This is a genomic window from Nitrobacter sp. CN101, from assembly GCF_055390255.1.
Genome location: NZ_AP038833.1, coordinates 910,010 through 920,571, shown reverse-complemented (window position 1 = coordinate 920,571; position 10,562 = coordinate 910,010). Strand labels below are relative to the sequence as shown.

Annotated in this window: 9 protein-coding genes and 2 pseudogenes; 4 read left to right on the top strand and 7 right to left on the bottom strand. The window is 57.9% G+C overall.

Annotated features, from left to right (window positions below):
* Window positions 1-72: 72 nt before the first annotated feature.
* A complete protein-coding gene (locus ACZ5IL_RS04385; protein ID WP_464595387.1) occupies window positions 73-1,728 on the top strand; it encodes a CYTH and CHAD domain-containing protein in 1,656 nt (551 codons plus the stop codon).
* A 57-nt stretch (window positions 1,729-1,785) separates the two neighbouring features.
* Here the strand turns inward: ACZ5IL_RS04385 and ACZ5IL_RS04380 are convergent.
* The 3 genes and pseudogenes from ACZ5IL_RS04380 to ACZ5IL_RS04370 form a co-directional block, all read right to left on the bottom strand.
* A pseudogene (locus ACZ5IL_RS04380) lies at window positions 1,786-1,956 on the bottom strand (integrase core domain-containing protein); the annotation flags it as partial.
* Between the two features lie 830 nt (window positions 1,957-2,786).
* On the bottom strand, window positions 2,787-3,119 hold the full coding sequence (locus ACZ5IL_RS04375) for an NUDIX hydrolase (RefSeq protein ID WP_464595386.1): 333 nt from the start codon (window positions 3,117-3,119) through the stop codon (window positions 2,787-2,789).
* Between the two features lie 437 nt (window positions 3,120-3,556).
* Window positions 3,557-4,192, bottom strand: a complete 636-nt coding sequence (locus ACZ5IL_RS04370) for a hypothetical protein (RefSeq protein WP_464595385.1) — start codon at window positions 4,190-4,192, stop codon at window positions 3,557-3,559.
* A 104-nt stretch (window positions 4,193-4,296) separates the two neighbouring features.
* Between ACZ5IL_RS04370 and ACZ5IL_RS04365 the strand changes: the two genes are divergently transcribed.
* From ACZ5IL_RS04365 to ACZ5IL_RS04355, 3 genes and pseudogenes are all read left to right on the top strand, one after another.
* A complete protein-coding gene (locus tag ACZ5IL_RS04365) occupies window positions 4,297-5,634 on the top strand; it encodes a flavin monoamine oxidase family protein (RefSeq protein WP_464595384.1) in 1,338 nt (445 codons plus the stop codon).
* A gap of 144 nt (window positions 5,635-5,778) precedes the next feature.
* Entirely contained in the window at window positions 5,779-5,940 is a 162-nt protein-coding gene (locus ACZ5IL_RS04360) for a hypothetical protein (RefSeq protein WP_464595383.1), read from the top strand.
* Window positions 5,941-6,352: 412 nt separating this feature from the next.
* Window positions 6,353-7,007 (top strand): annotated as a pseudogene (locus ACZ5IL_RS04355) (transposase); the annotation flags it as partial.
* Between the two features lie 153 nt (window positions 7,008-7,160).
* On the opposite strand, the gene ACZ5IL_RS04350 reads toward ACZ5IL_RS04355, so the two are convergent.
* The 4 genes from ACZ5IL_RS04350 to ACZ5IL_RS04335 form a co-directional block, all read right to left on the bottom strand.
* Window positions 7,161-7,649 carry a hypothetical protein gene (locus ACZ5IL_RS04350; protein ID WP_464595381.1) on the bottom strand — a complete coding sequence of 163 codons (489 nt, stop codon included), beginning with the start codon at window positions 7,647-7,649 and terminating at the stop codon, window positions 7,161-7,163.
* Between the two features lie 320 nt (window positions 7,650-7,969).
* Window positions 7,970-8,362: a cupin domain-containing protein gene (locus ACZ5IL_RS04345; protein WP_464595379.1), complete on the bottom strand. Its 393-nt coding sequence runs from the start codon at window positions 8,360-8,362 to the stop codon at window positions 7,970-7,972.
* A gap of 66 nt (window positions 8,363-8,428) precedes the next feature.
* Window positions 8,429-9,181 (bottom strand): SDR family oxidoreductase, encoded by a 753-nt coding sequence (locus ACZ5IL_RS04340; protein ID WP_425908196.1) that lies wholly within the window; start codon window positions 9,179-9,181, stop codon window positions 8,429-8,431.
* A gap of 105 nt (window positions 9,182-9,286) precedes the next feature.
* Entirely contained in the window at window positions 9,287-10,234 is a 948-nt protein-coding gene (locus ACZ5IL_RS04335; protein ID WP_464595378.1) for an alpha/beta hydrolase, read from the bottom strand.
* Between the last annotated feature and the right edge of the window lie 328 nt (window positions 10,235-10,562).

Here is a 10,562-nt window from a genome sequence, read left to right as displayed (position 1 = left end):
TGTCATGTGATAGTTCTATGCCTGCCCTCAGATTCGTTGACGGCTCGTATCCCTCTCGATCGGCAAATGGTCATGGTCGGCAATCCAACCGAAGTCGAACTAAAGCTTTGGGTCACACCCGAAGATATCATCGCGCTTCGCAACCACCCTCGTTTTATAGGTTCTCTTGATAGTCCGACCCATGAAATGCTGGATTCGACCTATTTTGATTCCGACGATCTGTTTCTGCGTGACCATGGATTGATCTTGCGGGTGTGCCGTGTCGGCGACAAGTACCTCCAGACCATAAAGTCAACCGATCGCGGCGCCGGCTTTTTCGAGCGATCCGCGTGGGAACAGACGATCGAGGGTGATCAACCAGACCTCTCCCGAGTGAACGACACGGCTCTTGGCCGAATTCTCGTCGATGAAGCGCACCAACCCTTGAAACCGATCTTTGAGACCCGGGTTGAGCGCACGACCTATCATCTGAACGGAAATGGGGCCGATATCGTCATGGCGATCGACGAGGGCCAGATTCTCGCAACCGGCTCCTCGCGCCCGGTTTCAGAGATTGAACTAGAGCTCAAGCACGGCAAGACTGCGGACCTTTTCAAGGTCGCGCGTGACATTGTCGATATTGTACCAGCCCATCTCGAATTTAAGAGCAAACCTGACCGCGGTTATGAACTCGTCGAGACGACGGCGGTCGCGGCCGAGACGGCAAGCAGTCCAGAGTTAAGCGCGGGAACGAGTACGGGCCGCGCATTCACCCTGATTGGACGGGCCTGCTTACGCCACTTGGTCGCGAATGTACCCGCCATGCTGGGCCGAGACGTGACTGCGCTGCATCAGATGCGCGTCGCACTGCGCCGGCTGCGCGCCGCCATTTCGCTGTTTTCCGTGCTGGTGGGCGACGACCGCGCCGGCGCGATAAGGACCGAATTAAGATGGCTGGCACAGGAACTAGGCCCCGCACGCGAGTTGGATACGCTTCTCTTCGAAGTCATTAAGCCGCTACGGAAGCGCCATGCCAATGAGCCCGGCCTTGCCAGCATCGGCAACATGTTCGCGCGCAAGCGCCTGAAGAGCTATCGGCAGGCGCACGAGGCGGTCCAGTCCGCTCGATTCCGTACACTCGTTCTCAATACCATGGAGTGGGTGGAGGCTGGTTTATGGAGCACTTCGGAAGACGCGGCGATGCGCACGCGGCGCGACATGCCAATCGAGCTTTATGCCGCCGAACAACTTTCGCGCCGTTGCAAACGGATCAAGCGACGAGGCGCAAGAATCGACGAGCTCAATGCGGAGCAATTGCACAGGCTGCGGATTCAGGTCAAGAAAGTCCGATATGCAATCGAGTTCTTTGCCGGCCTGTACCATCGCAAGAAACCCGCGAAGCAACACAAGAAAATCAGGGTATCGTTGACGCAATTACAGAATTGCCTGGGCAAGGCCAATGACATCGTCACGCACAAGGCGCTTTTCGAAGATATCATCGCCGGCCGAATAAGAGGTTTGACGGAGGAGAAAAGCCGCCACTGCGCATTTGCTGCGGGACTTATCATTGGTGATCAACAAGCGCAGCTCAGCAATGCGCTCGATCGCGCGCGTAGGGCGTATTCTCGCTTCGAGAGCGCCAAACCGTTCTGGAAGTTGCCCGGCCCGATCAGCACGGCGCCCGTGGCAGCGCCGGTGGCGGAACACCCGCTCTCCTCCGCTGTGGCACCTGTGCCTACCGCAAAATGACAGATGGGTGCGTGTGCCGTTGTAGTAGCTCATGTACGAGAGCAGCACGTGGCGCAGATGGCGTTCGCCGAATACCACGATATGATCAACGCATTCCCTGCGGATCGATCCGATCAGCCGTTCAGCATACGCATTTTGCCACGGTGAGCGAGGAGACGTCGGACGATCTCGAATGCCGATGGATGCGATCACCCCAAACCACAGGATCTGCCGTCGGCCGTGGCCCATGATCAGCAACCCATAGAGCAGTCGGAACGAGATTGTCGGCACCACGAACAGGTCCATCGCCGCGATCCCATCTGCATGGTTACGAAGGAACGTCTTCCATCCTTGTGACGGAGGGGCCCTCCTCCGCGCCATATACTTGGCGACACTGATCTGGCCGATCTCGATACCAAGCTTGAGCGACTCTCCATGGATTCTCGGCGCTCCCCACAACGGGTAGGCAAGGCTCATCTCGCCGATCAGCGGACGAATTTTCAACGGCACCGTTGGTCGGCCGCAGCGGCGTCGCGATTTCCAGCGCCAATACGATCGGAAGCCCGCGCGGTGCCATCTTATAACAGTGTCCGGTTTAACGATCGCAAGCGCACTACAGGTCTGAGGGAACAACCGGTAAAGACCAATAAAAATCAGTCGGTCAATTAGGTTGAAAGCAAGCTTGCGAGGCGCCCCTCGTCGAAGCACATTGATTGTTGCCTCAATACCAAATCTCGGCCTCAAGCGTAGCTCTTGACCGGAAAAGATCCGTGAACATCCGCCAGATCAGTCTGCACAGGTCCAACATCACGCAACAGCATCACCCGATTCTCAATCGACTACCAGCCGGATATGGTTTGCGGTAGGGACAATGGCGAAAATCTGGAGTGGAGAGCGGTGCCCTCATTCAACGCGGCCGAAGAGGTAATGCGGGAAGACGTCTTCAGGACAGCGACCTCCAAAGGCTGAGCCGTCCTAAGGCCGAGAACTAATCCGAGCGGTCTAATCGCGCGGCGAGCGAAGCTGGTTGCGAAGCGAACGCGGGCGACGCAATCCGCCGGGGTGCTGGACTGGGGTTCTTAGGACCGGCTTCCCTCACCAACGGCAGAGGACGCATTTCCCCTCGTGGCCGCGAAGCGAGTGATCAGACGTCGGAGCTGCGCCTTGCGCACCAGACGCGCTGCCGTTTTCGCCGAAACCCAGATCGCTTCCCGCTCACCCTTTTCTGGCCACCAGCGCTCCTGCCCATGTACCTTCATGGGGAAGACGTCAACATTTATGGTCCGCTTGCGCTCACCCTTTCCTTTACGATGCTTGAAGTTGCCAACCGGGCGGTTTTCTATGATGCCGACCAGGCCTGCCTCCTCATAAGCCTCCGCGGCCGCCGTACAATGCGGCTTCTTCTTGCGCATCGGTGATCCTTTCGGGACACTCCACCTTCGCTTGCGCCTTGTGGTGATCAGCATCACCCGGAGTTCGGAGTTATCCAGTTGAAACGGCAAAGCGGCGAACTGTCTTTTTCCCATCAAACGTCTCCACTCCGGTTTGAAAGTGAACCTGGCAGCCCTGGTTCTTTGATCGCACCGACCCGGTGCGGCCGCATCTTCGAAGTAGACGTCTTCTGCCTAAGCGTGCTCGCCCTTGGTTAAAATTTGGTTTAATTTGCGGCGCACCTCAGCAGCAGTTCGGTCTTTGGCCATTGTTCCCGTTTAGTGTTGCTATACGACAGCATTGTTACAATGGCGCGTAAGCTATGGCGGAGCGGCGATTGTGCCGAACGCGTGCAGTTAAATAAGGCCATCCTTCGAATCGCTATCACAATCAGTTTCGAAGCCGGATCTACCGCAAATCAAATCCGAGCATATTGATGGTGCAGTCCGCCCAGAATCGGTCGACAGAGAATGCGTCCGGCTGTCTCGACGGCACGTGACACCGGCGCGTCCTTTATCAATGATAAGTGAGTGCGCGTGCTGTTGTAGTAGCTCATGTGCGAGCGCAGCACGTGGCGCAGATGGCGTTCACCAAATATGACGATATGATCAATGCATTCCTGCGGATCGATCCGATCAGCCGTTCGGCAAAGCCATTTGCCAAGGTGAAGCTGGTGCGGTGGGCTTGTCCCGGATGCCCATGGCGCGCAATCAACGCGTGACCACCGCGCCATAGATTTGATCCCCTGTAGGAACGTACAGACTTGCGAGTCATCCTTTCTCTTGAGCCTTATAGGCAGGAAGGATGATTGGGATGCACAAGTTTCGGCGAGATGTGGACCACAAGCTGCGGGTGCTTCAGCACACTGACTGGCGATGTCGGGGTCTATCGCATTCTCAGGCGCAATGGTCTCAGCCGGCTTTGTCGCCATCACGGTCAGCCGTCGGCGACGCCCGCCTTCAGGCCGCTCTATCAGCACCTCCTGGGACACGTCGATCGCTACCAGTACGGCATCGGTGAGAGTAGCTAACCGCACCGTCTTTGCGACGATCACACGCGCCACACCCCGGACGCCCGCACTCACAATCCAATTCCCGCAAGCCAGTTCCACGCGATGGAGCTTGAGGGAAGGCTTCCTTTACTCCAAGCTTCCCGCCCATGCGTGCACATGTCGTTATCATCGGCGCCGGCATTTCCGGCCTCACCGCCGCGATCACTATCGGGGAAGGTGTCGACAAACTCATTGCGACCGGCAAGAAAATCGCACGACCTCGGATGACCATTCTTGAAGCCACGGACTGGATCGGCGGACGGGCGCGTACTGATGTATTGTCCTCAGGCGTGGCGGTCGATGCCGGTCCCCACTGGTTTCATGGCGGTGCCAAAAACCCGTTCTACAAGTGGGCATGCGATCGGCACTACGATCTGGGGCCGATCAGCATCGATACGGCTACGCGCCGCTTCAGTGCTTCTGTCGATGGTGGGATGGCGCCGGAGCAGCGCGAATGGGCGATGGACCGGCTCTATGAGATGTACGTGATCTGGAAGGCGCAGCATCCTGATGAAGATATTTCTCTACGGCGATTGGCCGAAATGTCTAGGTCACGCGTGATCGTCGCCGTGGCCGAGGAACGCGCCAACAACTGGATGGCGGTCGACAGCGCCGCGAAGGTTTCGAGCGATGAATTTTGGGGCGATGATGCGGGCTCCGGTGGCATGCAGTTGCAGGATGGCATTGAAAAGCTCATCGCCGCCATGACCAACGAAGCTAAGTTCTATAAGGCCGACATAAGGCGCCGCCGTGTTGTGCAAGCTGTCAAGAAAACTCGAAAGCACTTTGAAATCGTGACCGAGCAGGAAGCGATAGAGGCTGACTACATCCTCAGTACACTTTCTGTTGGAGTGCTGAAATCAAACACCGTGCGATTCGACAAGAACGTGCACTCGCAGCTGGATCCGGTTCTTGCGGGCATAACGGCAGCCAGATTGACCAAGATCTTTGTGCCGCTACGGCCTGAGTTCTTTGCCGAGCGCAAGATCGCACAGGACACATTCGTCACGATCTACGATCAGCTCCATGCCTGGCTCTTGCATCTACACACAGATGGCAAACCGATTGTCACGATTTTTGCCTCGGGCGCAATGTCGGACCTGGTGGAAGGGGCGCGCTATGCCGGCATGGAAAGCCAGATGCTCGATTTGCTCGATCGCGTCGGCGAACCGGATCTTAGCGGTGCGCGCGACAATCTGGAAGGCCGCATCCATATCACCGACTGGACAACCAATCCGAATTTCCTTGGCGCCTATTCGGCCATGTTGCCCGGCTTCAAACGCCGTAACCCGCTGGTCGTCGGCAATTTGGTGTTCGCAGGCGAAGCGTTCGTGCAAAGCCTGAAGAAGTGCCCCAGTCAAATGACCGGGGCTTGGGAATCCGGGCGCATTGCGGGGCAGAAAATCTTGCGGAAGCTGACATTAAAGGGGAGCCGGACGCAATGAGCTGATCTCGCTGTCACCCGCCTTTCCGGAGCCTTCGCCGATTCCTCGAGTTGGAACGGCGTCATCGAAGTTCTGGAAGGGGACCGTTACCCCGTCGTCGCAGCCGCCAACCCGCCGCGAAGTGTCAAGCGCGACGCCAACAGCGTGCGCAACCTTCTCGCCACCATCACCACACCTGTCGTCTTGGTCGGACACTCGCATGGCGACATGGCTATCAGCGGCGCAGCGAACAGCATGGCAAACATGACCTACGTTGTCGCCTTCGGGGCGGTTCAGCCGGGCGATCAAAGCAATTTCGACGAATAACCCTGCTCTAACTTCCCGCGGCTGCATCGCCATTCAGGCCTTTTGAAAACCGTTCAAGGAACCTAGTTTCATTAAAGAAGTACGCTAACGTTGGGAGAAATCATTATGAAGATGCTTTCGCTCTGCGCGATGGCAATAATCTGTTTTGTTGTCCTATCGCATACCGCAAACGCGCGATCGGCTTACGATGGTTCTTGGGACCTCGTCTTCGTGACGCAACGAGGCGCGTGCGATCCTACCTACAACTTCACCGTCAATATTTCTAACGGAGTTGTGACGCATCCTAATCTCGTAAGGTTCAGAGGATATGTCACGAAATCTGGCGCGGTTCGCGCTTCGGTGACCGTTCAGGATAAATACGCCTCCGGCTCCGGCCGACTCTCCAGTGTTTCTGGCCGCGGGACATGGAACGGCCACGAGGGGAATGAGCGATGCTCGGGCTACTGGACCGCGCAACGAAATTGATATCTTCAAGCCCCGGCATCTTGCCGCCGACAGTGCTTATGGCTCGGCAGCGAACCCCGCCTGGCTAGTCAAGGAGCAGCAGATCGATCGAGTCGCAATCCGATGTTCGACAAGTTGACCGGACCGACGGCACATTTTCGCGATCTGACTTCGTCGCGGGTCGCAACCATTACACCTGCCCGCAGGGCAAGTTGCTGGTACAGTTCAGACGGACCTACGCAACACCGCGCTCAGGCATCACCAAGGACGGGACGGGATGCGACTCTAACCGCGCGAGCAAGTCCGATTGCCAGGGCTGCACATCCAAGAAACGGCGCTGTCCGAGCACGCCGCAGCGCAAAGTGCCGCGCTGTATTGATGAAGATGCCCGCGATGTAGCCCGAGCATTGGTGAATACTCCAGCTTACGAACGTTCGCGGCATCGGCGCAAGAAGCTTGAGATGCTGCTCGCTCATCTCAAGCTTATCCTCAGGCTCAGCCGCCTGAGATTGCGCGGCCCCTGCGGCACACGAGATGAATTCCTTCTCACTGCCAGCGCTCAGAACCTGAGAAAGCTCGCAAAGCTTCGACCAATGCCGGTCCTCGGTCCTGTGGGAGTATGACAATGCGCATGCTCTCCGAGATCGATGCTTCCATGCGCAGGGCAGCTCCGAAACTTCGGGTCGGAAAATAGAGACCCCGCGAAGTGACAAGTCCGATGCAAGTCGGCGACTAAATCAACAATATCCGCAAAAAACAACGGATATCGCAAACTGCTACATCTGCGCTTGAAGAGGGGGACGGAATTTAATGACGACGATCACAGCAATCAGAATGAAGATGGCCAGCACAGCGGCCTGCGTGACCGCGAAAGGTGGTTCGGTCTGCATCGGAGCCAACGCATTGAGAGCCGAAACCTTCACGAAGCTCTGCACGACCAAAACGAAGACGTTAAGATAAAGCGATACAACAGCGGTGATTGCATAGATCCAGCGCCATGCGCCTGCCAAGTGCTCTTTGTACAAAGCAAACAGCGCGACGGCTAGGATCACACAAGCCACAATTCCGACACCCAAAGCCGGCGTGAAGCCGTTGATGGGAAAAAGAAATCCAGTCAAGCTGGTGAGTGCCGTCGTGAAGAGAAAAAGTGCAGTTGTGACCGGCAATGTGTTCGAGGCAAACATCCCGCCTACAACGATCAGTCCGCTTCCGATTGCGACAAGGGTGATAATGACGTGCAAGATTGTGAAGACGTCCGCCGACATCCCTAGGATCATGGAAGGTCCCCGTTGTTGATCAGTTATTCAAACGCATGAGGTCGTCTGTTTGGCCCTAACCGAAAAAGCGGTCAGTACTCCCAGGGACCCGGTACCCAACGAAAGACGTCGCCGGCGACCGCCAGGCGACCGCCACATGGCACACGGACGGAAACGACAGGTGAGGCCACCAGCGACCCGCGGTTCGCCGCCAGCTCCCGCAAGAGACGGACCCGGACGCGGAGTCGCCTCCTCCGGGTGTGAGGTGTTGTCCAAGCTCATGTCTGCCTCCTGCTGATCGTTCCTTTTCTACTTGGATTGCGTAACAGTTACTGTGCGGGCACGAGCGCCGGGGCACCCTTGTCCTTTATCAAGAGCACCAGGAATTTCGCCGGCTGGGTGGCGCTTGCGTTCCGGTCGACGACGTGAACATCATCAGGGCCTTCATAGAAGGTCTGTCCTGGTGTCAGTGTCACCTGTTGTCCACCCTTCAGCTGCATCACGACGGAGCCCTCCAGCACGTAAACAAACGAATGTGCATTGTGTCGGTGGATAGTGCTCGACCCGCCAGGCGCGTGCTCGACTGTGATCATCAGAGCTTCCCTGTCAGGATTCTCTGGAAGATCCTTAGACATGAGTGACGTGACCTTAGGCTCCTGAGCCGCCGCCGTGCCGATCATGAGGCACAGCATGGAAACCAACGCAACGAGTTTGATCGTCATAGTCGCCCCTTTCGTTCGTTACCCGGGACTCGCTCGTGATAAACTGGGCGTACCTCCGATGCGGGATCAGGCTGCTGCCTGTGAGCGGCGGAGCCATTCGTCGAAACCGATGCGGCCGAGGCGCGCCTCGCCCAACGGCACGAGCGAGTACTCCTCGACCCGGCCGCCGTAGTACCGGGCCTCGGGGTCGCTCACGACCTCACGCGGGCCGCCGACTGCCTTCAAATAGCGCGCGACGATTTCGTTGAACGGTGCTCGTTCCGGGCCGGCGATCTCGACGATGCCATTGCGTGGAGGCGCGAGCGCCACATCGGCAACGTTGGCAGCGACGTCATCCGCCGCGATGGGCTGAAACAAGACGGGCGGGAGCCTGACTATGTTTCCATCCGCGCTTGAATCGGCGATACCGCGGAGAAATTCTAGGAACTGGGTCGAGCGGACGATGGTGTACGGGATGCCGGAAGTCGTGATCAGTTTCTCTTGGGCAACCTTGGCGCGGAAATAGCCATTATCTGTCCGGTCGATTGCCACGATTGATAATGCGACATGGTGTCGGACGTTCTCTGCGGCCTCCGCCGCGAGAAGGTTGCGGCCAGAGGTCTCGAAAAATTCCAGCGCCGCCTTGTCTTCGAATGACGGCGAATTGGCGAGGTCGATCACCACCTGCGCGCCGGCCAGGGCCTCCTTGAGTCCGTCGCCGGTGACGGTGTTGACGCCGCTGTTGGGTGAGGCAGCGAGGACATCGTGGCCGCCCTGACGCAGAATGGCAACGGTCTTCGAGCCGATCAAGCCGGTGCCGCCGATGACGACGATCTTCATGGTTTCCCCTCCCTTGTCGACGACCGTAGGTCCATGGAATTGTCTCCTCTGAAAGTGCCAACCGCTCAGGAGCATGCGGCACGACTGGTTGGGGCCTCGCAGCCATCAGTCCGCGAAGACCTCACGCAGATATTCCGACGCCTGATCGATGGCACCACGCACCGCGGGCGTGTTCGCAATCGGATTGAGCAGCATGAAGTCGTGGATCGTGCCATTGTAGCGGACCGACCTGACCGGAACGCCGGCTGCCGCGAGCTTGCGGCCATAGGCCTCACCCTCATCCCGCAGCACGTCGTTCTCGTCGACCAAGAGAAGCGTTTGCGGCAAGCCCTTGAGCTGCTCCGAACTGGCGTTGATCGGCGAGACATGAATATCGGCGCGCTTCGAGTGATCGGGCAGATATTGATCCCAGAACCACTCCATCCCTTTTTGGGTCAGCCACGGACCCTCGGCAAACTCTTTGTAGGAGTCGGTTGACATCGAGGCGTCAGTGACCGGATAGAAAAGAACCTGTGCCTTGACGTCAGGACCCTTACGCTCTTTAGCGAGCAGCGCGACCACGGTTGTCATGTTACCGCCAACACTATCGCCTGCGATCCCAATACGGCTGGCATCCGCGCCGAACTCGTCGGGATGCTCCGCCACATACTTGAGCACGGCATAACTTTCTTCGACCGCGACGGGATAGCGACTCTCGGGCGAGCGATCATAGTCGACGAACACCACAACGGCGTTCGCTCCAATGGTCAGTTCGCGGATCAGCCGATCATGTGTCTCGCGGTCGCCCAGTACCCAGCCGCCGCCGTGGGTATAGATCACCACCGGCAGCCGACCTTTGGCACTCTCCGGCCGATAGATCCGGATGTCGGTGCGACCCTTGGGGCCGACATTGAGGATACGGTCCTCGCTGCGCGCGGGCGCGAGCTTTACCGACGCCGACTTCTGGACACCGGCGAGCACGTCGCGAGCTACCCCAGGCGAGAGCGTGTAGATGGGTGCAGCGCCGAAAAGGCCGTCGATGAAGGCTTGTGTGACAGGCTCAAGCTGACTCATGAGGCTCCTCCGGTATGAACCGATCGTCCTCAACCTTCGCGTTACCCCTACAATCGGTTTTGCAAGTGGTGCAAGTGATGTACCACCGAGCGATCCGATCGTCGTGGTTTGTTCAGTACGCCGCACGCGGAACATTGGAAACACTGCCGTGCTCCACCGCGCTCGGTTATCATTTCGCGCAGTGTAAGAACAATCGGCACGCGCCCTCTCCGCGGTCGCGGGCTGCCTAGTGAATAGGACCATAGCACATCGCGCGAACACGCGATATTCACATTTGCCGAGGGACGGACATCCGTGGCCTTCAGGCGCGGGCTCTTGTGGGTCAAAA

Excerpts from the sequence above, each read along its gene's own strand:
- ACZ5IL_RS04365 (WP_464595384.1), top strand. The coding sequence starts at position 4,297 with ATGCGTGCACATGTCGTTATCATCGGCGCCGGCATTTCCGGCCTCACC.
- ACZ5IL_RS04375 (WP_464595386.1), bottom strand. The coding sequence starts at position 3,119 with ATGCGCAAGAAGAAGCCGCATTGTACGGCGGCCGCGGAGGCTTATGAG.
- ACZ5IL_RS04340 (WP_425908196.1), bottom strand. The coding sequence starts at position 9,181 with ATGAAGATCGTCGTCATCGGCGGCACCGGCTTGATCGGCTCGAAGACC.
- ACZ5IL_RS04350 (WP_464595381.1), bottom strand. The coding sequence starts at position 7,649 with ATGTCGGCGGACGTCTTCACAATCTTGCACGTCATTATCACCCTTGTC.
- ACZ5IL_RS04345 (WP_464595379.1), bottom strand. The coding sequence starts at position 8,362 with ATGACGATCAAACTCGTTGCGTTGGTTTCCATGCTGTGCCTCATGATC.
- ACZ5IL_RS04335 (WP_464595378.1), bottom strand. The coding sequence starts at position 10,234 with ATGAGTCAGCTTGAGCCTGTCACACAAGCCTTCATCGACGGCCTTTTC.
- ACZ5IL_RS04385 (WP_464595387.1), top strand. The coding sequence starts at position 73 with ATGGTCGGCAATCCAACCGAAGTCGAACTAAAGCTTTGGGTCACACCC.